Here is a 25,459-nt window from a genome sequence, read left to right on the forward strand (position 1 = left end):
TGTTAAGCTTGATTATTAATCCACTCGCTCAGCACAACATGGGTTTTGATTTTAATGATGTCAGCTTGTGCATCAATAAATTCACGAATTTCATGTAATCGTTGCATTGAATTGGCATGAACATAAACCAGTAAGTCCATATCACCAGTGATCCCCTGGCAAGTAATGACCTCAGGAATGGTATTAAAAATATGCATCACTTCTGCGCAACGGGCACAACGATGTTGAATTTCAAAGTAGGCTGATACGCCTTGTTTTTGCGATTCACTGAGCAACACTTGGTAGCCACGAATAACGCCGCTTTGTTCAAGTTTTTTGATCCGCTCCGTCACTGCACTGCGTGACAAATTCACTTGTTCGGAAATGAACGAAATACTCTGTCGAGCATTGCGGCGTAATTCGCTTATAATCGCTTTATCAAATTTATCCAATGTCGGTATTCCTGAATAAACGCTAATATGACTTCGCCGTCATACTGGCGGCTATAGATGTATTATCTGTCATTTTGTCGGTTTTTAAGTGCAACTTGCGCAGTTTAACCCGCAGAATGTTGAATCAATGCCACATATAATATCGCAATATATCACAGCAAGAATAACATTATGAATCAGATCACAGGAACGATTGGACGTTGGCAAGGCGCAGGATTAATGGCCACCACATTGTTGGGCACAGGCGTGTTTATTTTACCGCAGATGACCATTGCGGTGGCTGATTCTGGGGCGCTTTTGGCTTGGTTTATTTTAACCTTGGCGATTATTCCGGTGGCGTTAGTGTTTGGCTTATTGGCGAGCCGCTTTCCTCATGCGGCAGGGGCCGGCTTATTTTGTCGAAAAAGCTTTCGGTAGCACGGCGGGCAGAACCGTAGGGTTAATCTTTTTATTGGTGATCCCAATTGGCGCTCCGGCAGCTATTTTAATGACACTGCAGTTTATGAATGCCTTGATACCGCTGCATGGCAGCTGGCAGTTAGTGGCAGAGCTGGTTGTGGTGTTATTGCTAATGGTACTGAATGTGCGCGGTATTCAAGTATCAGCCAAGCTGCAATTTGCATTAACCTTAGCCATTGTGACTGTGGTGGCTTTGCTTTTTGGTGCCAGCGGGCTTAACTCTGAGCAGCTTGAGTCATTCAACCAAACCAGTCATCCACAAATGGACACGGTAATGGTGGCATTGGGCATTGGTTTTTGGAGCTTTTTGGGCATAGAGGCGATGACACATTTGGCCAGTGATTTTCGTCGTCCAGACAAAGACATGTTGCCCGCCATATTGATGGGCACAGTGCTTGTTGGGATCATTTACCTTGCCTGCACGTTTTTACTGTTAATGGTGCCCACAGACAAAACCGGTGTCGCAATGATAAGTGCGTTTGATTACCTACTCAGTGACAACTTTTTGCATGGCTACGGTGCACAAGTGATTGGGATTTTAGGTATTGCCAGTGGCTTAGCCACCGTAAACGTCTACTCAGCTAGCGCTGCACGCTTATTGTGGAGCTTTAGTAAAGAAGGTATTTTGCCCAAATACTTTGTGAAGTTAAATCGTCATGGTGTGCCGTTTAGAGCGCTGTTTGGCATTCTTGGCAGTATGGCGGTGGTGATTGTACTAACCTTTTATTCTGGCCACGACTTAGAAACGTTAATTGCCTGGAGCAATGGGGTTTTTGTGATTATTTACTTACTTGCCATGTTGTCGGCAGCAAAGTTACTCAGCAAGCGGTATTTACCGTTAGTGGCGACAGGGTGTGTGTTTTGCATTGGGATAGGCATCGCCTTGGCCGAAAACATGTTGTATGTCATGGTATTGATTGCGGTTGTGGCGCCCTTCATGTGGTGGCAAAAGGCACATTTACAACGTAAGCAACTACAAACGAGTTAGGGATTTTTAGGTAGTTTGCTGAATAGCAATATTACGCATTTGGATCAGTTCGCTGTGCTTTAGATAAAGTAAGTCTGCGGTGCGGCGAATGATTTGATCTTCATATTGCGATAACTCACCATCGGCATAAGCTAAACGCCACATCGACAACAATAAGGTATGTTTATCTTCGATGCTAAATTGAGCATTAACTTCAGCAGTAAACTCAAACAGTGATATAGCATCATGACGTGCTTGTTTGGCCTCATCAGCTAAGGTTTTAGCTTGTTCAGCGCTAATGCCTAAGGTATTAGTGAGCATTTCAGGCAATATAGCGGCTTCGGCGTCAGCCAGTTTTTCGTCAGCATAAACCACTTCTAACAGCAAAGTCGCAGCGGCTAAATTAAGATGCTGGGCTTTTTCTTCAGGGCTACTTTCTTGTGCATGCGATTGAATAAACTGTTTTAGCTTGGCGATCATACTGACTCCACTATTGAGGCTACATCAATTTAATGCTAGCAAAAATGATAATCCCAAGCGAATGGCTTGGGATTAATTAATGTTAACCAATTGCGATATAATGCTTATAAAAGCGAGCCTAGGCCTTGGGTTAATAAGCCAACAGTGCCTTCGCTACCGCTTTGCTCTAAGTAGTTTTTAGCAATATCAACCATTGGCGCGATGTACTCTTTCGAGATACCTAGTTTTTCAAATGCGTCGTATACCATGGCTGAGCCTTGTAACGCAGAACCTAGGTCACCGGCTTGTGACAGTAAGCCTGACATACCGCTGTCTGATGATAATGACGGTACCGCAGCCAGTAAACTGTCTGCATTAGGGATGCTGCTGGTTAATTGGCTGAAATCATTATCGCCTAAATTGGTTTGCGCTAAGCTTAAAAGCGAGCCAAGGCCGCCTTCTGCTTGAGTTTGGCTTAATCCAAGCTCAGACATTACACTGCCAACTAATTCGGTTGATTGCGCTGTTGTGCTCTCTTGAGCTGTTGTTTCTGTCGCTGCTGGTGTTGCCACTGCTTTTTTAGCCATTTCAGATGCTTTATCTAACCAACCCGCTGATGCAGGTGTAGAGATAGCTAAGACGGTACACAGTATCGGTAATGCAGATGCTAATTTCATAATGCTTGTCCTGTAAAATATGATGAAAGGCTAAACTTGGTTGCTATATTACCCTGAAATAGCTAAATGCGACAGGAGATCGATTATTTACGCATTTCGCTTGTGCAAATTGACACTTTTTTGGGTATCCTAAGCGCCATATTTATTGATTAATCGATTATTGGAATTTACATGTCATTGATTGCTATTTTGACTGAAGCATTAAACTTTTTTCGAAACCACATTCGTCAGCTGGCAGCACTGACTTTACCTCTACTCTTAATTCAAGTGGCGATTCAGCTGTGGCTCGGTAATGAGATGCTCACAGCGGATCCTGAAAACCCTCAATTTGGTGCGTCTCACGCGGCAGTGATGATGTTGCTTTTATTGGTATTTTCAGTACTTATTGCTGCATTAACGCTGTTTTTAGAATTACGTTCACAAGGTCATGAGTTAGCGTCTGGGCAGATTTTAAAAGCCAGCTTACCGTTTGTGCCACCGTTATTATTAGCGGGCGTTTTTTCTGGTTTAGCGATTTTAGCGCCGGTAATGATATTTGCCGCATTTGGACTGCTTTGGTTAATTGGACTTGTGGTGAGCCTGTATTTGTTTGCCCGCCTAGCTTATGTCAACTTTATGGTGGTGGTTGAGCGTTTAACGCCACTAGAAGCCATTAAAAAGAGTTTTAGTTTTAGCGCGGGTTCAATTGCATTTAAAACCATTGCAGTATTAATGCTTTATGTACCATTATCATTATTTGCTGGTGTGTTTACTCAATTGGCTACTCAGGTTGGATTTCCACTACAATTAGTTGTTGAAACCTTGTTCGCGTTTTTAGGTTTATTTGTCAATATTGCCTTATTTAGATTGTATATGGTTAACCGTCAGCCGGCGGAAACTGATAAATAAGTCGCAGTAAAAAGGAGAAACCATTGTTGAATGATACCGCTTTTATTGATGGTTTCTCCGAGCAATTAACTGAAGATTATCGCTTAGCTAAAAGTTATGTACGCGATATTCCAACCCAAGCACTGGTGTATATTCGCAGCTTTACTCATAAGCTTGCCAGTCAATTAGCGACCCCTCATGGGCTGATATTTTCTAGCCCTAATTTATACGACCGCATTGAACAATTACACTCAGCTAGGCTAATAGACCCTACCATTGTGCGTGCGTTACACCGTTTACGTAGTGACGGTAATCGTGGTGCTCACCCTGAAAAATATCACTTAACTCAGGCGCAATTGGTCACGATTGCTGAAAAGTCGATAACCAATATTTTACGTGTAGTCGAAAAACTCTATCCTGTGGTACATCAACACGTCGCGCCGGGTTATACCTTTGAGCCTTTTGATTCGTTTGCAGGACGAGATTTGTGTTATCGCGCGGTGATGAATAATGATGCAGAAGCACAATATTTGGTGGGGATGTCGTTAAAAGCCAAAGGCCTCATGTTGCAAGGACAAGAGCAAGCATTGGCACAAGATTCAGACGCCAGCTCAGCACAAAGTAAGCTGTCGACCAAGGGGGAATATAGCACCGCGGCAGAGGCTTTTGCTCAAGCGGGTTATTGGTTTACTTTGGCTTCACAACAGCATCAAGCGGCCATATTTGAACATGGTGTCAGTTTACTGCACGGCTATTGTGGTGAGGTTAATCTTAGTGAGGGAGAGCAGTTAATCGCGCAGGCAGCCGACAGTGGCATTGTAGAAGCGCAAGCATTACAAGGCTTTTTTTATCTGGTGGGCAGCGATCAATTTGAGGTTGATTTGGCACAAGCAGAACGCTTATTAACCCTTGCCGCTAATGCCGAAAACGCTGAGGCAATGTCTAACCTTGGGGTGTTGTATTATCAGGCTCAACAGTTTGAAAATGCGTTTTTGTGGATTAATAAGGCGGCTCAAGCGGGTTACCCCAATGCCCAGTATCATTTAGCCTTAATGTTGGCAGATGGCTTGGGCTGTTCATCAGACTTAGCGGCCAGCGAGCAATGGATGCTCGAGGCGGCAGAGCAAGGGCAAGTTGATGCTATGTTGCATTGTGGCAGTCACATTTTGCATGACGACAATGCCAGCCAACAGCAGCGTGTTAAAGCTGAAGGTTATTTGCACCAAGCCATTAAGTATGGCCACAATGTGACTGCAATGATAGAGCTGAGCGTTGCGTTAGCTGATGGTATTTTAGGTCGTATTGATGTGGTGCAAGCGGCGTACTTACTGACATTAGCGAAAGCCCATGCCAATGATGAACAGTTGGCGGTTATTGAGCCGTTATGGCAATCGCTGGCAATGCAAATCGACAGTGTTATTGAGCTTAATCCCAGTGATGATGAAATGATTGCGTTGCAACAGGCTAAGTTGCTTTTGGGGTAACATTCACGAGTTCAAAGGGAGTATTGTGAGCATGAAAAGCACGGATCCCCGTGAAAGCGGGTTAATTCATTGGCTGTCTTTAGTGGTTGCACTGGGTATTGCTCAAAGTATCTTTTGGTATTTAGATATTGATGTTGAAGCCAGTTTATCGCTTGAATATATCGCCGCGTTGTTTGTTAAAGTTGCCTTCATCAGCCTGTTTTATTATTTATGTCTAAAAGTCTTTTGCTGGCTATATAGATAGCCGCAGCCACGGGTTTTAGCCCCCGTAACAAGCGCGACTCTGCAACGGCATTCGTTCAAAAAGTAAAGTCTCTGCCTATGTAACAACCTTTTTCTTTAGCACTTCGAAAACTTATCACTTAGATAATTCCTGACACTAACGCTTAAGCAAAGCCATTCGTCAGCTTTTTTGCCCAGTTAATCCGCTTGGTGTTCGAATGTTCTACCTGTCGTTGAGGCCTGGCTTGTTCCTGAGCGCTTAAACATATCAGCATAAGGCGCTGTGGGCTCGCGTTGTACATTGGCGTAGTTTTGGTACGCACGTGCTTGTTCAGCTTGCTGACGACGAAGCATTTTTTTACCAAAAAATCGCAAGGTGAGAAAACTGATTAAGCCAAATAATAATAAAAATGGCAGTAAAGTAATGGCGACTAAAGCCATAGCAAACACCATGAGCAAGGCTAGAATTGGATTCATGCTTGATACACGATGTTTAAAGTTGGCGCTGTTAAATGCTTGGTTAACGTTCATGTTGGCTCCTAAATGCGGTTTATCCTATGTCTATTTAACATGCTGAAAATGTTCATTAAATGACAGGGCTGATGGGCTAAAAGCCGTCAGCTGAGGATCCGCGCCTGAAATATGTATGATTGTTGAGCATGCAGTGTGCAACAGGTGGACATAATATGTCACGTTAAACCTCGTTAATGTTTACTCCAGAATAAGCATTACATTTGATTGACCCTTGAAATAGCAATGATGAATCTTCGTCAGGGCAATGTTGATAAAACTAAAAAGCCATATTTATTGAGTGTTTTGCTCAATGAAAGGGCGTGGTGGAAATTACGTTAATGACAATAAAAAAGGGTAAACTTTATGTTTACCCTTTTGGGATATAACTAATTACTCAATTATTTGAATGATTATTGTTCTTTTTCAGCCAATTTCCTCAACACTTTATTGTGAGTGACATCATCTGGCGCTTTTCCTGTGGCACCGATTTCATCGCTGCCATGGCAAGCTAAACAGCTGCCAACTCGACTGATGCGATCCATTTCCTGCTTATTAAATGGACGAGCCCCTTCGTGTGATGTTGATTGAAGTTGTTTACCATTTTCATCGACAAAACGTTCTAGTTCAAAATCGATAGGGGCTTTACCATCAGGAAAGTTTCTGTTGATATCGTATACGCCGCTACCTAAGCCCAACACTTTAGGGTTAGTATGACATTCTTCACAAGTACGTGATTTTTTGCTCATCGTATGAGGTTGGATGGGGTTATGAGAAATACCACTGGTACCATCTACTGTGGTGTAGGTTTTATTGCTCACGATAGACTTTTTGCCATCGACTTGAGTTAAAAATACTTGGCAGCCTGGCACAAAAGTGGATACTTTCCCACGATGGTTAATACCTAATGCTGGTGTTTCCCAGCGTACATAAGAGCGAGATTCACTCCAACTAAAGGCATTTTTAGCAAGGTTACCTTTATTACCTTGTTTTGATAAATCATCACCCGTACCTTCTAACCAATCACCATTAGGCTTACCGACGTCTTGTTTAGCATGACAACCATAACATTGTGGTGCCCAGGCGGCATGACAAGTAGAACATTCCATCTTTTCCATGTGGCTGGCAATTTTTACCATAGCAACATAACCTTCCTCAGATAATTTTTTATCTTTAAGCTGAGGTACATCTAACTTTTTACCGTCGTTTTTAGTCGTTAAAGTAACCTTCTTGCCGACGCGCTTTAGGTTGTTCATCGGATTATCACGTGACGTTTTTAATGTCGCTTCGGTGGTAGGAGTACCATGGCAAGACTCACAACGCACTTCTAAAGCATGCTCTTTTTTTGTGTATAAATAACCATCACCGTGCATTTCGTTTTTAGTATGGCAATCGATGCAGCTCATACCAGCATCATAGTGCAAATCTGCTTCAAGGAAGTTGTAATGTTTACCATGCAACTTTCCTTGCTTGTCGCCGTCTTCGGTATAAGGTGTACCATAACCGTCAGATTCCATCATGCCTTTATAACTTACACCAGTACGTCCGCCGCGGTTATGACAGTGTTGACATTGGTGCACAGTCATCTTTTTGGTCAGTTGATGCTTACGAGGGCGATCTTTTTGGGTTTTATCTATGGCTTTATCACCACCTTCATAGGTGCCAGCGTTACTATATTCAACATGACACGCTGCACAGCCCGATGCGCGATAATCACCATCTCTTTGATGGCCGTCACTCCAAATATGACAACGTAAGCACTGGTTTCGTAGATAATCGTCCCCTGGTGAGTTAGTGTTTGACTCTGGTTTAGTGGGGTCATAGCTTGGAATTTGAGTTAGACTTTCTACCGTACCTTCGCGGCCGGTTTTCAGTGCTTTGACATCGTAGGTTGCATAAATTGACTCACGACCTTGGCTTGCAAAATTGTAACGAGTGCCAGATATCATGCCTGCCATGGTGGCGTGGAGTGAGGTTTTTGCGTTATCGACTTCATCAGAATGACAACTACCACAAGTTTCATCTATTACGCGTAAATCGGTGGGGTTTGCCCACATATTTGCATGCGCGGCTTCTATATCAGTTGCTTCACCATCACCATTATGGCAATCAACACAAGTAAGATCAGCCATACCAGCAACTTGTGAAAACTGTTCTATACCATTATGGCAACTCATACAGCCTTTATCATCATCCCATTGTGCATTTGCATTTAATGTAACGGTTGCAAATAATGCAAATAATGCAGATATGGCAATGAAAGAGAATATTTTCATCATTTATTCCTTAGTTTCATTGTAATAATCTTATTTATTTTAGGTTATTAGTGTTGTATATAAATGGAGGTATGTAAAAGTGTTGTTGCATTTATGTGACCAATATCCATTGATCTTAGTTTTAAATCAATATTGAAAAGGGACTTGATGAAAGCCGTGGCATTAGATAAATGGCGGCGTAAATAAATGGTGGCTTAGATATATGACGGTTTAAATGAAAATAGCGAAGCAGTAATGATAGGGTATATATCACTGATATTGTACGGGTTATGCCATTTTCTAAGATAGTTGTGTTGATAGGCGAGAATAGAGTAGCGGTAATAAGAAGCCGTTAGTTTAAATTATCTAAAGGTTAATCATTCTACTATTTTGATATGAGGTATCATTCTTTTTGTTTATGAATTGTAAATTTATTGCTAAATTTATTGCTAAATTTATTGCTAAATTTATGATGTTCCTTATTTTGTAAGTGAGACGATAAAAAAGGCGATGTTGAAGTTGCACGATGCGGCTTTATATATGACGACTTAAAAGGGGCATCCCCATCAAAGCGACCAACATAAATAATAGTATTAACGATAGTGGCAACAGGCCACAGCACAATATTGTCACAATAGAGATTAATGCAGTAATGGGGGCGCATATTTTGCCGGCGTAAAAATAATTTAAGGGCGTTCATTAACTTACAAAGTTCTCACTCATTTCAGTGGCTAACATTAAATATAACCTATCTGTGTTTGGGGCTTGATAAGTTAGCCATGGTCTTTGGCACTAGTCACTTAATTTGAGTCTTCATTGGCAAAAAGTTCAATGGAAAAAATTCATTAAAGGTGAAGCTTTTTGCCCGTTTTTATTGTAACAAATGCTCGCGATTATTTTTAGGTATCTGGTGGTTGGTATTAGCCATGGCACTGTCGACACTGTTAAAAATAAGATTGCGAAACCATTGATGCCCGGGCTCCTGATTATTGCGTTCGTGCCACAAAAACACATACGCCATCGGCATAAAATTAAATGGTAACGGGATAGACACTAACGAATAGAGTTTTTGTGCATGGATGGCAAAGCTCGATGGCAGGGTAAAAATAAGGTCGGTATGCGCGCATACACTGGCAGCGCCATAAAAGTCTGGCACTGTGGTTGATAAGTGACGGTGTAAACCTAAATTAGCCAAGTGATAATCGAGTGCCCACCAATCGTTGCCTTCGCATCTTACCTGTACATGGGACATGTTTAAGTATTGAGATTGATCCCAGTGGCTGAGACTCGAAAATCTGTAAAATAGGGTGGTTTTGACGCACCAAACACACTTGATGGTCGTTAAATAGCGTTTGATATTCGATACCTTCGGGAACATGTTCTATCTTAAAGTCACTTTGTGGATGAATGTCTCTGCCTGCAATACCAAAGTCGATTTGCCCTTGTTGTAAGTCTTGCATCGATTTTTCTGTCCACACATATGAATCTAATTTTATCGAGGGTGCTTGTTGTAACAATGGTGCGATAAAATAAGGAATTAATGTTTCATAAGCACTTTCGACCATCGAAAATGAAAAATGGCGTTGGCTACTTGCAGGATGAAATGTGGGGGGCTGAGTCAATTGATATAAATTTTGCAGCACTGGCAAGAGCTTTTGCCGCAAAGCCAGTGCATGTGCAGTCGGCTTAAGCCCATGAGCCGTGCGTTGAAACAATGGATCGTCTAATGCTTCGCGTAGGCGGTTTAAGCTTTTGCTCACAGCGGATTGACTCAGGTGCAAACGGTGGGCACGCTCGAGTGACACTTTGCTCCTCCAGCAGTACTTGTAAAATAACCAGTAAATTAAGGTCAACACGCGCTAGGTTATCTAGGTTCATTAGATATTCTCAAATGGAAATTCACTTTGGATTTTATATCATTTCCGTTCATACCTCCATTTGACTTATCATAGCGCTCCATTAAGGGTGACCTTTAGCTTGTTTTCACAAAGAGAAAGAATATTATGCGTCGTAACCTATTGCCATTATTGATGTTTATGGTGCTACTAAGCCCATTAGCCATCGATATCTATCTTCCCTCTATGCCAACAATGGCACTTGATTATGGGGTGTCGAACAGTGAGGTGCAGTCTACTTTAGTACTGTTTTTATTTGCGATGGGTGTTGGGCAGATATTAATTGGTCCTTTGGCTGACCGTTTTGGCCGCAGACCCGTCGCCTTATTTGGTATTGTGCTTTACGGTATCAGCAGTTTGTTGGGCGCGTATGCGGTTGAATTTGAACTATTACAAATTGCCCGCGTGTTTCAAGGGTTAGCTGCATGTTCTACTTCTATTGTGGTGTTTAGTGCTGTGCGCGACTGTTACGATCGCAAGCAAAGTGTGTCGATGTACAGTTATTTAAATGGGGCTATTTGTGTCGTACCTGCGTTAGCGCCCACTTTAGGTGGTTTGCTAGCATTGCAGTTTGGCTGGCGTTCTACGTTTATCTTTATGGCCATTTATGCGGTAATAGTATTGTTTATTGTTGGGTTCCGCTTCCCGGAAACGCGTCCGCTCAATACCGACAGTACCGGTCACTTTACCGTTGGGGTCGTTATAAGCCAGTGCTTGGCGATCCGCATTTTATGTTTTATGCCTCATGCTGCATGATCGCGATGGCTTCTATTTTATGTTACGTATCTTATTCACCCGTATGGTTAATTGGTCACTTAGGTATATCAGAATTGATGTTTAGTGGCTTATTTGGCGTCAATGCCTTAGTGAACGTCGCGGCCTGTTTTGCTGCACCAGTATTAATTAAACGCATTGGTAATCGCCCTGGTGTCATAGTGGCATTGTCGTTAATGGTGTTAGCGGCTGTGGTTGAAGTGGTACTGCAATTAGTTGGCCCAGAGCAAGGCGTTGCCGCGGGTGTTGCCTTTATGGCTCCTATGATGCTGCTATGTGTTGGCTTTGCCCTATTGCTTGGAGCTCTGCTACCAGTATGGCGTTATCGGCCTTTGGTGAACGCGCCGGTACTGCAACGGCAATGCTTGGCTGTATGCAAATGAGCGGCGCATCGATGTTAACCGCATTAATCCAGCTAACAGATATACCTGCACCTTATGCCATTGCGTTACTGATGGGTGGATTGTGTAGCGTATTGCTCGCCATGATGGCAATGAACCGTTTAAGCCATCTGCATCAAGAGCAACTACAACACGATTAATTAAATAACCCGAGAACAGGTTAAATAATAGTAATATCACCTTTAACCCGCAGTATGCTAACCACATTCTGCGGGTATTTTTTACATTTTTATTTAGAAACGGGCATTTATGGCAATACCGATGTTTGTTTCTGAATCACTATAATACTCACCATTGTCGAAATAATGTTCCAGTGAAAACTTAGCCGAAAACACATCTGAAAAATGCCAGAAGTAACGTGTGTTTACGCCTGTTTCAGTAATGTTGTCGCTGTGGCTACTTTTATCTGAGTAATCAATATTACTGCTTCTGAAATCAGTATTGACATCTGCCCGGTAGTAAGTCGCACCCACTGACCATGCATTATTGATATACCAATCAGCGAAGACCGCAACAGTATAAATATCATTTTCAATGTTTAATGCAGAATCCTCCACTACAGTCGGCGTTGCACCATCAATTTTCGTGAGAACTGCGTTGTTGATATATTGCTGGTTTTGATAACCTACGACTTTAGAGATAAACATTCCAGCAGTTGATTGTAATGGGATAAAATGTTCGTAAGTTAACGTGATAACATCAAAATCTTGGCTAATATATGATTCAAATTCATGTACTTGATTTGAATCATTATTAGATGTTGATTCTGAGTTAGTGGCGTAGTTCAAGGTTAATTTTGAATTTGTGCTAAAAAATACCCAGCACTAATCTCGTATGTTGTGATGTCAAATGCCGCATCATCTATATCTAATTGTGATACTCCAGCTCCCAAAAACCATTTTGAGTCAAAAACGAATTCTCCGGAGATATTATATAAATCTTCAATGTCAGTTGTGGCATAACGTACTGAAACAGTAGACCCTTGGTTGAAAAATGCCGCCAATGCATATGGCTTATCGGCTTGTTCAACTGCTTCAAAATAATAGCGATAATTAGCGTTCACTAGACCATCCGATTCACCTGATGAGTCTAAAAAGCCTATTTCAGCTTCGTGGTGATAGGCATTATCTTGAGCGGCATAAACAGAACTTGTAGAAAGTGCAAGCATTAAGGCAATAGACACAGTCGTCATTGTTATTGCTTTAGTGGTAGTTATAACTCTTGTCATGATAGTGGTTCTTCCTTGAGGTGGTATCATAAAGGTGAGACATAATGAGTTGAACTTTACAACATTGCAACATAAATAAGATTAAATATGAGCAGAAGTTATTGTATTAATTGCCAATACCCACAGTCAGCTTGCATTTGTCATGCAGTAAAACCAATCACTACAGCAACTGACATTATCATCATGCAGCATCCATTTGAGGTGGGGCATGCTAAAAATACCGTTAAGTTGCTCAAACTCGCGTTGCCTCAAACCCAGATTTATGTCGGTGAAACTGCAGATGACTTTGCTGAGTTGCAAGGGTATTTAGCCGCGCAAAATCGGCCTGTGTATATTGTATACCCCAATGAGCACAGCCAAGCAGCAAGTCAGGTGGAAGCTGATAATAAAGCGATTATCGTGCTAATTGATGGCACCTGGCGTAAAGCGTACCGCATGTTGCAGCTTAATCCCTGGTTACTTAACTATCCGTCATTGCACCTTGAGTGTGACGATGAGTCGCAATATGTGATCCGCAAAGCCAAACGCAGTGACAGTTTATCTACCCTTGAGGCCGCGGCTTATACCCTAGCAAGCCTGGAGCCTAGTGCCGATATCGCGCCAATATTTGCAGTGTTTAACGCAATGGTGCACCATAAGTTATCCGCCATGCCAGCGGCGGTTCGTCAGCGCTATGATAGCGATAAGTTTAAGGGATAAGACTCAAAGGATAGATGTTATGAATACTCGCCTTATTGCAATGATAATGTTGATGTGTTTTGCCAGCATGCTTACGGTTAATGCTCATGCAACAGACAAGCCGCATAAAAAAATGACCTTGTCAGAAAAGGGCGAGCAAGCGCGTATTGAATCAGCCGAGCTTGAGCAAAGCCAATTGCAAAAAGCCCGTGACGCTGCCAGTGCCACCGCTGAACGTGAACAAAAAGTGTTAGCTAAACATGAAGCAAATGACTGGGAGGCACAGCAACTCGAAAAAGCACAGGCGCAATCTGAACAGCGTTTAACTCGCGAGCAAAAATACTTACAGCAAGCGCAAGAGGCTGCGGCGAAAACTCGTAAAATCCCGAAAGAAACCAGCGAACCTGCTCAATCTGAGCAATAACCTTTTTCGCTATAATTTGGAGTGTTGTCTTTGTCGTCTTGCCCATTGTGTCATCAGCAAACGTTTGCTTTTCATCAAGATAAAAATCGTGAATATGTACGTTGCCAACAATGCCATTTAGTGTCGGTGCCCTCGCAGTTTTATTTAGATGAAACGGCTGAAAAAGCCCAATATGATTTACACGACAATGACTTTGCCGATACAGGTTACCAACGGTTTTTGTCGCGTACACTCACGCCATTATTGGCTCGCACTGGGCTTAATGCCAAAGGCTTAGATTTTGGCTGCGGTGAAGGCGCCGTGCTTAGCCAAATGGCAGCAGCCCAGGGTGTCAGTGTCGCTAATTATGATTTGTTTTATCATCCAGATACTCAGGCGCTTAATCAGCAATATGACTTTGTATGTTTAACCGAAGTGATAGAGCATATTGCCGATGCTCATCTGTTAATTGATAAATTAAGCCAATTGTTGTTACCCGGTGGCATTTTAGCCATTATGACTAAGCGGGTGCTTGGCTTAGAGGTTTTTATTAATTGGCACTACAAAAGTGACCCAACCCATATTAATTTTTACTCAGTTGAGACCTTTGAATGGCTGGCACAACAACGCGGTTGGCAACTTGAAATCATCGACAATGATGTCGTATTTTTACAGCTGCCCTCGATATAAACTGGCATATGTTAATAAATAGATACAATTGTCTATAGGGTAAATCGGTAAAATAGTTAACAACAGAGGCGTTTCAGGGTAGTTTTGTTGCTCAAATAACAACAAAAATGGACCTGACATGCGCCTGACCTCCCTCGCTTTCATATTTGCTAGTGTATTTGCTAGCAGTGTTTATAGCTCATCTACCGTGGCCAGTGTGCCTAATGCCGCAGAATTAACCGCTCAAGTTGAAAGCAAAGTGATTGCATGGCGCCGCGACCTTCACCAACATCCTGAATTATCAAATCGGGAGTTTCGCACCAGTAAAGTGATTGAGAAACACCTCAAATCGCTAGGGCTTGAGGTGCAAACGGGTATTGCACATACCGGCGTGGTGGCGATACTGAAAGGCGGTAAACCCGAGCCATTAATTGGTTTACGAGCCGACATGGATGCATTGCCTGTGACCGAAGTGGTTGATTTACCGTTTGCTTCGAAAGCGACAGACACTTATCGCGGCCAAAAAGTCGGTGTGATGCATGCCTGTGGTCATGATACGCATGTGGCGATGTTAATGGGCGTGGCCGAAAACCTCGTGAAGGTAAAAGATAGATTGGCCGGTGATGTGATGTTTATTTTCCAGCCGGCCGAAGAGGGCGCACCAGAAGGCGAGCAAGGCGGCGCTGAGTTAATGCTAAAACAAGGCTTATTTGCTAAGCGTAAGCCAGAGCAAGTGTTTGGTATGCACGTTACCTCAAGTATGCCAACAGGTGTGATTGGTTTACGCTCTGGCTCTGCGATGGCCAGTGAAGATTCCTTTACGATCAAAGTGATGGAGCCGACAAACTCATGGCTCGCGCCCTTGGGGTGGTGTTGACCCTATCGTGGCTTCTGCGCAGATCATCAACAGTGTGCAAACCATTATTAGCCGTCAGGTCGATATTACTAAAGCGCCAGCGGTTGTTAGCTTTGGCGCCATTAATGGCGGCATTCGCTCAAACATTATTCCTGATGAAGTTGAGCTTATTGGTACTATTCGCACTTTTGATCAGGATATGCGCGCCGACATTAAAATCAAGCTGGCCGAAATCGCCACTAATGCGGCTAAAACCCTTGGGGCTACCGCCGTGACGGAGATCCAACCCGGTTATCCGGTCACAGTAAATAACCCTGAGTTGGTCAGCAAAATGCGCCCGGTGATAGCCTCTGTTGTGGGTGATAATATGCTGATTGAACCGGGATTAATTACCGGTGCAGAAGACTTTTCTTACTATGCTTTAGAAACCCCTGGGATGTTTTTCTTTTTAGGCGTGACGCCAACAGACAAAGATGTCAGCCAGGTGGCCACTAATCACTCACCGGCATTTTATGTTGATGAGAGCGCGCTAAAAGTGGGCGTGCAAACCATGACCCAGGTTGCCTTAACCGCCCTAGGCGCGGCACAATAAACTTATTTAGATTCACAATGGATAATCGCTCAAGGAGCAAGATATGACTCATAAACTCATCGCCTTGTTGATGACATTAGGTGTGCTAAGCACACCCACTGTGTCAGCAACACAAGCAGAAGACATTAATAGCTTTACCTTAGACAATGGCATGAAAATCATGGTGCTTGAGGATAGCTCAATCCCTAATGCCAACATGTATATATTTTGGAAGGTCGGCTCGCGTAATGAAGTACCTGGTATTACCGGTATTTCGCACTTTTTTGAACACATGATGTTTAACGGCTCAAAAAAGTTTGGCTCTAAAATGTTCGACCGCACCATGGAAGCTGCTGGTGGAGCCAATAATGCGTACACAACAGAAGACATGACAGTCTATACCGATTGGTTCCCTGCCAGCGGTATTGAAACGATTTTTGATCTTGAATCTGACCGCATCGCCAACTTAGATATTAACCCTGAAATGGTTGAAAGCGAGCGCGGGGTGGTGCAATCTGAGCGTACCACAGGGCTTGAAAACTCTAACTGGCGCACCATTCAAGAGGCTCTTAAAAGTGTGGCATTTTCAGCGCATCCTTATAGCTGGTCGGTAATTGGTTATGAGTCAGATATTGCCGCATGAATCCTTGAAGATTTACAGCAATATCATAAAACCTATTATGCACCCAACAATGCGTTAGTGGTGATTACAGGTGATGTAAAACTTGCCCAGGTAAAAGCCTTAGCTGACCAATATTTTGCGCCTATTCCAGCCCAAGCGCCGCCAAAAGCCGTGCGCACAGTAGAGCCTGAACAAAAAGGTGAGCGCCGTGTATTTGTTAAAAAAGAATCGGTCAGTACCCCTAATATTATGTTGGCTTACCATGTGCCAGCCACTAGCCATGCCGATTATTATGCATTGGATTTATTAGCCTCAATGTTAAGCGAGGGCAACAGCTCACGTTTTTACCAAGCGTTAGTCGACAAGCAATTAGCCGTAGCCGCCGAAACTTATATGCCCATGTCATTTGATCCAAACCTGTTTTATATCTTGGGTGTGGCCAATGCGGGCGTGAGCGCCGACACCTTAGAGAAAGCACTTATTGAGCAAATTAATTTAATTGCTAGTCAAGGCGTGACTCAGCAAGAGCTTGAAAAAGTGAAAAACATCAAGTTAATGGATTTTTATCGCACTATGGAAACCATTAACGGTAAAGCTAACACGCTAGGCACCTATGAGTTGTATTTTGGTGATTACACCAAGCTGTTTAATGCGCCAGAAGCCTATAACAAAGTGACTCCAGCTGACATTCAGCGCGTGGCACAAACCTATTTAATTAAAGCAAATCGCACTGTCGGTGTGCTCGCGGCGACTGAGGAGTCAGACAAATGAAAACCAGCACTCATTCAACAATGACCTTGTCGTTATCAGCCATCGCCTTAGCATGCAGTTTAAGCCTAGCGGGTTGTGCAGCAACACAAAGCACCACTACTGAATCTGTCGCGGCAGGCCAAGTTTTGTGATGCCAAGCTATCAAAAAATCATCTTAGATAACGGCTTAACCGTTAATTTAATGGTGCAAAAAGAAGTGCCATTAGTCACCCTTGATGCAGTGATAAAAGCCGGAGCGGTTAATGACACCACCTCAGGTTTAGCCTATTTAACCTCACAAAGCTTAATGCTGGGGGCAGCGGGTCAATCTAAAGCAGATATTGAGCAACAACTCGACTTTATTGGTGCTAGCGTGAATACCAACGCCGATGCCGAGGGCACTTATGTGCGCGCCAATATGATGACCAAAGACATCGACAATGTGTTGGCCATTTTCAGCAATGTTATACGCCAACCTGACTTTGACTCAACCGAGTTTGATAAACTTAAACAGCGCGAAATTGTGGGTTTGTCACAACAAAAAGAAAGCCCACGTGCAGTGATTAGCCGTTACTTTAGCAAGTTGGTTTTTGGTCAACACCCTTATGCTAATCCAGCTTCTGGCAACAGTGAGTCTATCGCAACCATTAATGCTAACGAGCTACGAGCATTCCATAAAGGTTACTATCAACCCAATAACATGACCATTAACGTCGTTGGTGATTTTGATGTTGCTGAGATGACCGCCAAGCTCAATAAAGCGTTTGGTGATTGGCATGTGACCGAAACCGTGATGCAACCCGATCTTAGCCAAGACTTACCAACACTAACCAAGCCAAGAGTGTTGTTAGTCGACAAGCCTGATGCCATTGAAACCACATTTTTAATTGGCGGTGTTGGCATTCGATATGACAATCCTGATTATGTTGGGTTAACGGTAGTGAACACCATTCTAGGTGGCCGTTTTACCTCATGGTTAAATGACGAGTTACGTGTCAATGCTGGGTTAACCTATGGTGCTCGTTCTGGCTTTAGCCCATATTCACAGTCTGGATTATTCCAAATTAGTACCTTTACTAAGTCATCGACCACCAAAGAGGCCATTGATTTAGCTTTGCTGACGTATTCGCGTTTGTGGGAAAAGGGCATCGATCAAACAACGTTAGACTCAGCAAAAGCGTATGTAAAAGGTCAGTTTCCGCCTAAGTACGAAACCAGCGGCCAGCTTGCTGGGCTATTGTCTGACATGTATTTATATGGCATGAGCGATGATTTTATTAACCAGTTCCAAGCAAAAGTGGATGGCCTTACATTGGCTGAAACTCAACGATTGGTTAAGCAGTATTTCCCGCAGCAAAATCTGCAGTTTGTGTTAATTGGTAATGCAGCTGAGATCGGCGATATTGCCGCACAATACGGTGAAGTGACTCAGGTGAATATTACTGATACCGGATTTGGTCAGTAAGGGCTATTAACCTCAACGTGAGGTAGTCAATAAGCATCAAATGGCTCACTGGTTTTTAGTGAGCCATTTTTTTATCTTGAAGTTAGGTTAGACTGACATTCTAACGCGGAATGGTATTACAGCTCATTAACCTAAGGGATTATGATGAAAAAACGCCTATTGTTATTGCTAGGAGCATTGAGTGTGACTCTGTCTTTGAGTGCGAATGCCGATAAGGTTGTATTGGCTGAGTTATGCCCGCAGCTGGTGGGTGAGTGGCAAGGCTCTGCAGCTAACCCCACATTAGACCCAATGGCAGTAACGACCTCGGTGATGTGCTCGGCTGATCAGCGTAATTTATATATCAGTGTGAGCCGTGGTAGCCGTTTTTCAAACAGTGAAACATGGTGGTTTAGGCAGCAACAAGAAAAGGTGTTGCTGGTGTTCAGTAATGGCGTGACTGACGATGTCAGCCAGTCATTAACCTTGTATCGACATGCGGGCAGTTATTCTTTTTTAGGTAAAGGGGAGATTAATCAGCGCCCAGCTTTAGTGCAATTGCAATTTGACCCGCTAGCGGCGAGTGTTAATCAACCCCGGGGGGGTGGTTATGGCAGCAAAGTGCGCATTATCTTGATGATGACAGCGAGCAATATAAAGTGGTTAGGGCGCTAAGCTTGTATAAGCCTGAGTGATACGCTACGCCATGAACATGTAAACTGCAAACCCTGCCCAGCTCAATAACAATAATCCGAGTAAACTCCAGGCCGCTGTGGTCATTTGGGAATTTGATTCACCTTGATGTATATCTGTATCATCGATTTGACGATGGTTACTTTTGGCCTTTAATTGCTGCTTACGGGCTTTGTCACGGTCGCGTGCTTTGGCTTTTTCACGTTTTTTATATTCTGCGATACCCTTTTCAATGCCGGCGGCAATTAACTTAGTTTGCTCTTTGGTTTGTCCCGGTTTTTGAGTCGCTTTTGCCATAGAAATCGCATCATTTTGGGTTTCTGGGGACGGTGTTTGTTTCATTATTCTGCACCTACAAAACCTAATTGGCGCCAAGCTTCATAGCTAATAATCGCCACTGAATTAGACAGGTTTAAGCTGCGGCTATTGGCTGTCATTGGAATGCGTAAACGCTGCTCTAACGGTGTGGCGTTAATGATGTCCATTGGTAGTCCGCGCGTTTCAGGCCAAAAAGCATGATGTCTTCATCTTGAAAGGCGATTTGGGTATGTGGACGACTGCCTTTTGTGGTGCATGCAATAATGCGTTTTCCCGGCATTGCGGCTAAAAAGCTTGCATAGTCTTTATGGCGCGTCACTTGAGTTAAATCGGCGTAGTCTAACCCGGCACGACGAAGTTTTTTCTCTTCTAAATCAAAACCTAATGGCTCAATTAAATGCAGGTGAGCACCGTTGTTGGCACATAAGCGGATTATGTTTCCGGTGTTTGGGGCGATTTCGGGTTCGTAGAGTGCGATATGAAACATAGTAACCTTATTCAGCACCATTAGAGTGCGAGGCATAAAAACGGGAACAAAGTATACCTCAGCCGCACGTGAGCGTCATCAATCACCCATCAGGTAAAGTTAAAAGCTGTGAATTGAATATTGTTGCTGCCTAAGGTGAGACTCTATTGCCACTGCGCTAGCACATTGAGTGTTGAGCCATACGGCGATTGGGAATCGATAAAACACCATGGCGGAGTCTTGCAGTAAGATGGCTGGGAAGTTGAGTTTTTGGCTGGCGGCATTAATGGCCTCCTGGTCGCTATAGATGTAATCAACCTTCTGCGCTAGCAACAATGACACCCCTTGCTCAATGGTATCGACCAGTTTTAAGGTGGCGCCAAAATCAGTAAATGAGCGCACTTTTCTGTCATCGACGGCCATAGGTAAATGGGCTATGACTTTATCAGCCAGTTCCTTACCAATAAACACTTGTGGCTCTGCTAAGCGAAACAGTGTTAACGGAATTTTTTTGTCGTCTAAAATAATTTGTAAATGTTGCTTGGTTGGTTTTTGAGGCGGGAAGAAGCTTAAACACCAATCATTGTTGGCTAAATGGTTTTGCGCAGCACTACTTTTAATAAAAGTGATCTCTGGGCTTAATGCGCTGTAGGCAAATGCACGCTGCAGTAAGGCAACAGCCTCACCCTGGTCGGCACGATGTTGCGTTAAATAAGGTGGATATTCAAACGCTATAACATCGATATTTTGTGCCTGGCTAGCAAAAATACTACAGCATAATAAACCAATGATTATTCGGTACATACAGTCTTCAGCAATGTGAACATAATGTTAAGCATAGCATCACATTGCGACGGTTTAACACTAATTTGAATTAATTGGTTGGCAAATCAATTGTTACTATGAGTCCATGAGGTAAACGGTTTTTGGCAATAATTTTACCATTGTGAGCATAAATGGCTGCCTGGGTAATCGCTAACCCTAATCCCCACCCTCCAGATTCACGATCTCTTGAGCTGTCTGGGCGGTAAAACGGGGTGAAAATGGCTTCTAGTTCGGCTTCTGGTAAACCGGATTCGTCATCTTTGACCACAATGGTGATGTGATTTTTAGATTGCGAGCTTGCTATTGAGACCGTTTTTTCGGCATAACGAATGGCATTACGGAGTAAGTTCTCAATTGCACGTGATAAGGTTTTAGGTAAATGCTCAAAGCTTATCGATTCATCAATATTGATATGCAGTTGTTTACCTTGTTGCTCAGCTTCAAACTCGGCGTCATCAAGTACTTGGCTTAAGGTTTCGGTTAGCTCTGCTGTGAGCCGTTTTTCTGAGGCGTTGAGCCTCACTCGTGACAATGTTAATAACTCGCTTATCAATGCTTCTTGCTGCAATGCTTCGTATTCAATACGGTCGAGTTCTGTACTGTGTTGGCCTTTTTTACGGGCTAACGCCAGTGACAATTGCAGACGAGTTAATGGGGTGCGCAGTTCGTGAGAGATATCGCCCATTAAGCGTTGCTGGTTATTCACCATCGTCTCAATGGCATCAGCCATGCCATTAAAGGCGACAGCAAGCTGGCTCATTTCATCGCGACGACTGGCGGTGGCGGCATCGACACGATTAGCTAAGTCACCTTTAGCAAGCGCATTGGCACTGAGTCTAAGTGAGCGTAACGGTTTACTTAAATACCATGCGAGCAACCCACATAATAATCCAGATAAAAAAATGGCAAACCCAGCGGTGAGTAATTTGTTATCAGTAAAAAGAAGAACCATGGCCGTGGATGATTATCTGGAAAGCGACCAAATAGGTTGTAGTTTTTGCCTTCAACGTCAAACTGATAAGGTCCAAATATCAGCTCGTTTCTAAATTGATGGCTGATGGGATGATTGGCTTCTTCAGCCATTAATTGAAAGCGTCTAAATACCCGTGATACGCGTTTAGTATTAATGACTTGACCGAGCTCGTCGGTAATATAAATGCGCAATGGACCTAGGCTTGGGTCAGGCCACGGTTTTGACGTTGAAGCGTTTTGTCGGTCAGTAAATCTGGGTGCTGCTGAATGTGTTCAGCCATTTTTTGCAAGATCCGTTCTTGGCTTGGCGGCAAAGGGGAACGATCTTGGTTAAGTTGCAATAAAGGTAACATTGCCACTAAGGCAATAATTAATGAGCTACATAGCCAGAAGCCCAGTAACAATTTAATAAATAGCCGATTGAACGGATTAACCTTCAGCATTATGGGATCCAGATATAACCTTTTCCACGCAGGGTTTTCACCCTAGGGCGACCATCTTGGCGTTCAGGAAGTTTTTTACGTAAGTTAGATAAGTGCATGTCTAAACTGCGGTCAAACGGCATTAATTTTTTGCCTAATACATTTTCACTTAATGATTCTTTGGTGACCAGTTCGCCGCTTTTTTCAATTAAATGAAACAGCAATAAGAACTCGGTACCAGTCAGGATAATCAATTGTTCATTGCAATAGGTTTCTTGGCGAGTTGGATCAAGGCGTAGGTCGCCAAATTGCAGCATGTCGCTAGACTGAGTATCTTGCTGTGTGGTTTGCGCTCGGCGTAAAATAGCGCGAATACGCGCCACTAACTCACGGTCGTTAAATGGCTTTGGCAAGTAGTCATCAGCACCAATTTCTAACCCGACAACACGATCAATTTCATCGCCGCGAGCGGTTAACATTAATACCGGTGTTTGCTTGCGTTGGCGCAGTGCACGCAATACTTCAAACCCATTTAATTTGGGTAGCATGACGTCGAGTAGAATTAAATCGAAATCTTGTTGCTGTGCGAGTGATAACCCTTGTTCACCATCATAGGCTTGGGTTAATGCAAAACCTTCGAGCTCAAGCAATTGGCTGAGCAGGTCGGATAAACCAATATCATCGTCTATCAATAAAATGCGATTCATAACTTTCCTCTAGCACAAAATAAAATCGGTAGGTTAACTTAACATACCGATTTTCAATCAATTAAAGATTATCTCATACTCGAAGCAAATTATATTAACATTGCATAGTTTTACATTTTAGCGTCAGGTTGCTTTTTAATGTAACGAGTGACTTTGACTACGATAAATGTCAATACAATTGCCCCTAATATCAAGCCTACTGAGAACACGGCATTTTGTAATGCTGCAGGGTTAAGAACTAACATGCCTCCTAAGCCAAGCATCATAATGCCAGACATAAGCTTAAGTACTTCGCCTTCTTTTTCAGTGAGTTTGCGTTTACCTAATGTCATCGAGAACACAATAACAATGGCCGCTAAAGGAATGACATACACGATATTGTAGGCTATCAAATACATATAGCGTTGCATGGTATCAACGTCTGACAATGACAACACTGAGGTGTAAATCATTGGAAATCCAGCGGTACACAGTAGCTCGTAGGCATTGGCTAAAATGGCCAAAATTGTTGAGCCTAAAATCATGGTCGGCAATGAGCTGGCTTTAGATAATTTGCCCATGCGTTTAATCAACGAGCCGCGATTTTCAACCGACATCGATAAACTCACATCACCTCGTCCATAGAAGTAGTCTTTAATATTGACCACCGCAGCGACCAATGCCAGCACCCCAGCGCAGGTAATAATGATGCCGCCATCGCCACCACCTAACAGCTGGAATAAGTTGAGCCATGCACTCATAAAGATGAAATAGATAAACCCCGAGAAGAACACAAAAATGCCACCCACTAACAGCATGCGTTTACGGCTACCCGCATTAACCATAATGCTGAGTAAAAACAGCAACACAAAAAAGGCGCAGGGATTAAAGGCATCAACACCGGCCAAAACTAAGGTAAGTACAGGTAATGACATTTGCTCAGGATGAACCGCACCAATTAATGGAATATCAACAGGCTGTACTTGTGGTTTTTGTTCGATTTGGCTAGCGCTGTCAAATGACATGCCGCAGCTGCCTTCTGCTGATGGGTCGTCACTAGTGTCGGCACAGGTTTCAAATAAAGGGGCATCGTTGCTTGGTGCCGTCACAAGGAAGTCATCGAGTGTATTACCAATATCGGCTTGACCACCCTGGCGCTGGTAGCAATCAATGAGTCGCTCTAAAATATAACGTCCGGTGACATCATGGCTATTATAGCCAACCACTGCCTCGCCACAAATGGCAAAGTAAGGCACAGACTTGGGTTCTACCCCAGTGTGTTGCACCATTTGCATCAGTTTATCAACATTGCCGGGTTCACTTATTGCATAATCGTGCAAATCAATCCATTCAAAGCGCTCGCCTAATGCATCGATAAAGGGATGGGCTTCGCGGCAATGAGGGCAGGTTTTAGACCAAAAAAAATGTAGCTTTACTGCTGGCTGTGCACCTTGCTGTTGGCTATACCATAATGAGTTGTCTGCCGACGGGGAGGTGTTAGCTATCGCACTTGGGGTGAGTATTAATACACTTAGAAGTAACAGCAATTGGCCAATCAATCGGTTCATAATCAATTCCATTAAAACGCTAGTAATCTGATTTTATGCCTATTTATGGTTAGTGTAAGGAGTAAGTCCCGATTACGTTAACCAGCTCGCATTACCATCATTTTTATCTGTGAAAATGCTAACTTTGTCATGCATTTTTTTATGCTTCATGGTATGGCGTGTGGATTTACATAGTTTTACTCATAAGTCACCCTACTTGACATTGCATTGGTTAAACTGAGTATCAAATCTGCAAAGGCAGAAGCCAAACACAAGACTCATTTATACCGAGGAACTTAACAATGAAAACATCTTCAATCTTTAAAACAAGTTTAGTTGCCTTAGTGGCGAGCTCAGCATTATTAGCCGGTCAGTTATACGCAGTTGACGACACCGACACCACAGCAAAAACTGAACAAATGGACAGAAATGGCGACAGACAGCAAGGCTCTAGAGGCGGCATGCATAACATGCATAAAATGTTGCGCAAATTAGACCTAACTGACGCCCAAAAAGAGCAAGTGAAAGTGATTGCTGAAAAGTACAAAGCCGATCGCCCTGAGCGCCCAACGAAAGAGCAACGTGAAGCTCACCGTGCTGAGATGTTGGCTCTAGTGACCAGTGCCTCATTTGACGAAGCCAAAGCAACTGAAATGGCTGAAGCGCAACACCAAAAGAGATTGCAAGGTATGTTGTCGCAGCTAAAAATGCAAAACGAAATTTACCAAGTTCTAACGCCTGAACAGCAGCAAGTTTTCCAAGAAGAGTTTGCTAAAGGTAAAGGCAAGGGTCATAAATCTCGTCGTTAATCTCTAGGGTCTGTTGATCTTTGCTGTTTGAATTTTGTTCGAGTTAAAAACGTTTTAATCGAGGCGAATGGATTGATGCCTAGCAATCTAAGCAACTCT

The 25,459-nt window shown here is 43.2% G+C and carries 19 protein-coding genes and 8 pseudogenes; 13 read left to right on the plus strand and 14 right to left on the minus strand.

Translation table 11 applies throughout. From position 1 onward, the window contains the following. Window positions 1-2: 2 nt before the first annotated feature. Window positions 3-431, minus strand: coding sequence for an Lrp/AsnC family transcriptional regulator (locus N4T56_RS21380; RefSeq protein WP_261734614.1), 429 nt, complete (start codon window positions 429-431; stop codon window positions 3-5). Window positions 432-602: 171 nt separating this feature from the next. On the opposite strand from N4T56_RS21380, the pseudogene yjeH reads away from it, so the two are divergent. Next, window positions 603-1,878, plus strand: a pseudogene (gene yjeH, locus N4T56_RS21385) (L-methionine/branched-chain amino acid transporter). A 6-nt stretch (window positions 1,879-1,884) separates the two neighbouring features. On the opposite strand, the gene N4T56_RS21390 reads toward yjeH, so the two are convergent. After that, window positions 1,885-2,337, minus strand: a complete 453-nt coding sequence (locus N4T56_RS21390) for a tellurite resistance TerB family protein (protein ID WP_261734615.1) — start codon at window positions 2,335-2,337, stop codon at window positions 1,885-1,887. A 104-nt stretch (window positions 2,338-2,441) separates the two neighbouring features. Next, the gene (locus N4T56_RS21395) at window positions 2,442-2,993 is read right to left on the minus strand and encodes a DUF2780 domain-containing protein (protein WP_261734616.1); all 552 of its coding nucleotides are present in this window, start codon (window positions 2,991-2,993) and stop codon (window positions 2,442-2,444) included. Window positions 2,994-3,164: 171 nt separating this feature from the next. Between N4T56_RS21395 and N4T56_RS21400 the strand changes: the two genes are divergently transcribed. Genes N4T56_RS21400 through N4T56_RS21410 form a run of 3 tightly spaced genes read left to right on the plus strand, consistent with a single transcriptional unit; the run spans window position 3,165 to window position 5,588 of the window. Continuing rightward, window positions 3,165-3,881 (plus strand): hypothetical protein, encoded by a 717-nt coding sequence (locus N4T56_RS21400; RefSeq protein ID WP_261734617.1) that lies wholly within the window; start codon window positions 3,165-3,167, stop codon window positions 3,879-3,881. A 23-nt stretch (window positions 3,882-3,904) separates the two neighbouring features. Then, a complete protein-coding gene (locus tag N4T56_RS21405; RefSeq protein ID WP_261734618.1) occupies window positions 3,905-5,344 on the plus strand; it encodes a tetratricopeptide repeat protein in 1,440 nt (479 codons plus the stop codon). A gap of 31 nt (window positions 5,345-5,375) precedes the next feature. Beyond that, the gene (locus tag N4T56_RS21410; RefSeq protein WP_261734619.1) at window positions 5,376-5,588 is read left to right on the plus strand and encodes a hypothetical protein; all 213 of its coding nucleotides are present in this window, start codon (window positions 5,376-5,378) and stop codon (window positions 5,586-5,588) included. Between the two features lie 176 nt (window positions 5,589-5,764). On the opposite strand, the gene N4T56_RS21415 is transcribed toward N4T56_RS21410, so the two are convergent. The 3 genes and pseudogenes from N4T56_RS21415 to N4T56_RS21425 all read right to left on the minus strand — a co-directional run bounded on the left by N4T56_RS21415 (window position 5,765) and on the right by N4T56_RS21425 (window position 10,187). Beyond that, window positions 5,765-6,097 (minus strand): hypothetical protein, encoded by a 333-nt coding sequence (locus N4T56_RS21415; protein ID WP_261734620.1) that lies wholly within the window; start codon window positions 6,095-6,097, stop codon window positions 5,765-5,767. Window positions 6,098-6,489: 392 nt separating this feature from the next. Next, window positions 6,490-8,355, minus strand: a complete 1,866-nt coding sequence (locus tag N4T56_RS21420; protein ID WP_261734621.1) for a cytochrome c3 family protein — start codon at window positions 8,353-8,355, stop codon at window positions 6,490-6,492. Window positions 8,356-9,202: 847 nt separating this feature from the next. Then, a pseudogene (locus N4T56_RS21425) lies at window positions 9,203-10,187 on the minus strand (LysR family transcriptional regulator). 147 nt (window positions 10,188-10,334) lie between these two features. On the opposite strand from N4T56_RS21425, the pseudogene N4T56_RS21430 reads away from it, so the two are divergent. Beyond that, a pseudogene (locus tag N4T56_RS21430) lies at window positions 10,335-11,541 on the plus strand (multidrug effflux MFS transporter). A 93-nt stretch (window positions 11,542-11,634) separates the two neighbouring features. On the opposite strand, the gene N4T56_RS21435 reads toward N4T56_RS21430, so the two are convergent. Both N4T56_RS21435 and N4T56_RS21440 read right to left on the minus strand, forming a co-directional pair. Beyond that, window positions 11,635-12,189 carry a hypothetical protein gene (locus tag N4T56_RS21435; RefSeq protein WP_261734622.1) on the minus strand — a complete coding sequence of 185 codons (555 nt, stop codon included), beginning with the start codon at window positions 12,187-12,189 and terminating at the stop codon, window positions 11,635-11,637. A 2-nt stretch (window positions 12,190-12,191) separates the two neighbouring features. Continuing rightward, window positions 12,192-12,593, minus strand: coding sequence for a putative porin (locus N4T56_RS21440; RefSeq protein WP_261734623.1), 402 nt, complete (start codon window positions 12,591-12,593; stop codon window positions 12,192-12,194). 123 nt (window positions 12,594-12,716) lie between these two features. Between N4T56_RS21440 and N4T56_RS21445 the strand changes: the two genes are divergently transcribed. The 7 genes and pseudogenes from N4T56_RS21445 (at window position 12,717) to N4T56_RS21475 (ending at window position 19,297) form a co-directional block, all read left to right on the plus strand. Continuing rightward, on the plus strand, window positions 12,717-13,328 hold the full coding sequence (locus N4T56_RS21445) for a tRNA-uridine aminocarboxypropyltransferase (protein WP_261734624.1): 612 nt from the start codon (window positions 12,717-12,719) through the stop codon (window positions 13,326-13,328). Window positions 13,329-13,347: 19 nt separating this feature from the next. Further along, window positions 13,348-13,731, plus strand: coding sequence for a hypothetical protein (locus tag N4T56_RS21450; protein ID WP_261734625.1), 384 nt, complete (start codon window positions 13,348-13,350; stop codon window positions 13,729-13,731). 30 nt (window positions 13,732-13,761) lie between these two features. Next, window positions 13,762-14,400 (plus strand): class I SAM-dependent methyltransferase, encoded by a 639-nt coding sequence (locus N4T56_RS21455; RefSeq protein ID WP_261734626.1) that lies wholly within the window; start codon window positions 13,762-13,764, stop codon window positions 14,398-14,400. Window positions 14,401-14,518: 118 nt separating this feature from the next. After that, a pseudogene (locus N4T56_RS21460) lies at window positions 14,519-15,827 on the plus strand (amidohydrolase). 43 nt (window positions 15,828-15,870) lie between these two features. Next, window positions 15,871-17,199, plus strand: a pseudogene (locus N4T56_RS21465) (M16 family metallopeptidase). Further along, window positions 17,196-18,643: pseudogene (locus tag N4T56_RS21470) on the plus strand (M16 family metallopeptidase). Before N4T56_RS21465 ends, N4T56_RS21470 begins: the two co-directional pseudogenes overlap by 4 nt. A gap of 183 nt (window positions 18,644-18,826) precedes the next feature. Beyond that, on the plus strand, window positions 18,827-19,297 hold the full coding sequence (locus tag N4T56_RS21475; RefSeq protein ID WP_261734627.1) for a hypothetical protein: 471 nt from the start codon (window positions 18,827-18,829) through the stop codon (window positions 19,295-19,297). Between the two features lie 24 nt (window positions 19,298-19,321). Here the strand turns inward: N4T56_RS21475 and N4T56_RS21480 are convergent, their stop codons facing one another. The 6 genes and pseudogenes from N4T56_RS21480 to N4T56_RS21505 all read right to left on the minus strand — a co-directional run bounded on the left by N4T56_RS21480 (window position 19,322) and on the right by N4T56_RS21505 (window position 24,572). Continuing rightward, complete coding sequence (locus N4T56_RS21480) at window positions 19,322-19,657, minus strand: DUF2956 domain-containing protein (protein ID WP_261734628.1); 336 nt, start codon at window positions 19,655-19,657, stop codon at window positions 19,322-19,324. Then, window positions 19,657-20,120 (minus strand): annotated as a pseudogene (gene trmL / locus N4T56_RS21485) (tRNA (uridine(34)/cytosine(34)/5-carboxymethylaminomethyluridine(34)-2'-O)-methyltransferase TrmL). The gene N4T56_RS21480 and the pseudogene trmL overlap by 1 nt, the downstream one beginning before the upstream one ends. 99 nt (window positions 20,121-20,219) lie before the next feature. After that, complete coding sequence (locus N4T56_RS21490) at window positions 20,220-20,903, minus strand: hypothetical protein (protein WP_261734629.1); 684 nt, start codon at window positions 20,901-20,903, stop codon at window positions 20,220-20,222. A gap of 70 nt (window positions 20,904-20,973) precedes the next feature. Then, a pseudogene (locus N4T56_RS21495) lies at window positions 20,974-22,339 on the minus strand (ATP-binding protein). Further along, on the minus strand, window positions 22,339-23,025 hold the full coding sequence (locus tag N4T56_RS21500) for a response regulator (RefSeq protein ID WP_261734630.1): 687 nt from the start codon (window positions 23,023-23,025) through the stop codon (window positions 22,339-22,341). Before N4T56_RS21500 ends, N4T56_RS21495 begins: the two are co-directional and overlap by 1 nt. Window positions 23,026-23,135: 110 nt before the next feature. Then, window positions 23,136-24,572 (minus strand): thioredoxin family protein, encoded by a 1,437-nt coding sequence (locus N4T56_RS21505; RefSeq protein WP_261734631.1) that lies wholly within the window; start codon window positions 24,570-24,572, stop codon window positions 23,136-23,138. Between the two features lie 281 nt (window positions 24,573-24,853). Between N4T56_RS21505 and N4T56_RS21510 the strand changes: the two genes are divergently transcribed. Next, window positions 24,854-25,360 (plus strand): Spy/CpxP family protein refolding chaperone, encoded by a 507-nt coding sequence (locus N4T56_RS21510; RefSeq protein WP_261734632.1) that lies wholly within the window; start codon window positions 24,854-24,856, stop codon window positions 25,358-25,360. Window positions 25,361-25,459 lie beyond the last annotated feature (99 nt).

It is taken from the genome of Shewanella phaeophyticola, assembly GCF_025398315.1.
GTDB classification, from domain to species: Bacteria; Pseudomonadota; Gammaproteobacteria; order Enterobacterales; family Shewanellaceae; genus Shewanella; species Shewanella phaeophyticola.

Coding starts and splice junctions, on each gene's coding strand:
- N4T56_RS21490 (WP_261734629.1), bottom strand. CDS start 20,903: ATGTACCGAATAATCATTGGTTTATTATGCTGTAGTATTTTTGCTAGC.
- N4T56_RS21480 (WP_261734628.1), bottom strand. CDS start 19,657: ATGAAACAAACACCGTCCCCAGAAACCCAAAATGATGCGATTTCTATG.
- N4T56_RS21395 (WP_261734616.1), bottom strand. CDS start 2,993: ATGAAATTAGCATCTGCATTACCGATACTGTGTACCGTCTTAGCTATC.
- N4T56_RS21440 (WP_261734623.1), bottom strand. CDS start 12,593: ATGACGACTGTGTCTATTGCCTTAATGCTTGCACTTTCTACAAGTTCT.
- N4T56_RS21420 (WP_261734621.1), bottom strand. CDS start 8,355: ATGATGAAAATATTCTCTTTCATTGCCATATCTGCATTATTTGCATTA.
- N4T56_RS21510 (WP_261734632.1), top strand. CDS start 24,854: ATGAAAACATCTTCAATCTTTAAAACAAGTTTAGTTGCCTTAGTGGCG.
- N4T56_RS21390 (WP_261734615.1), bottom strand. CDS start 2,337: ATGATCGCCAAGCTAAAACAGTTTATTCAATCGCATGCACAAGAAAGT.
- N4T56_RS21445 (WP_261734624.1), top strand. CDS start 12,717: ATGAGCAGAAGTTATTGTATTAATTGCCAATACCCACAGTCAGCTTGC.
- N4T56_RS21400 (WP_261734617.1), top strand. CDS start 3,165: ATGTCATTGATTGCTATTTTGACTGAAGCATTAAACTTTTTTCGAAAC.
- N4T56_RS21450 (WP_261734625.1), top strand. CDS start 13,348: ATGAATACTCGCCTTATTGCAATGATAATGTTGATGTGTTTTGCCAGC.
- N4T56_RS21410 (WP_261734619.1), top strand. CDS start 5,376: ATGAAAAGCACGGATCCCCGTGAAAGCGGGTTAATTCATTGGCTGTCT.
- N4T56_RS21415 (WP_261734620.1), bottom strand. CDS start 6,097: ATGAACGTTAACCAAGCATTTAACAGCGCCAACTTTAAACATCGTGTA.
- N4T56_RS21500 (WP_261734630.1), bottom strand. CDS start 23,025: ATGAATCGCATTTTATTGATAGACGATGATATTGGTTTATCCGACCTG.
- N4T56_RS21505 (WP_261734631.1), bottom strand. CDS start 24,572: ATGAACCGATTGATTGGCCAATTGCTGTTACTTCTAAGTGTATTAATA.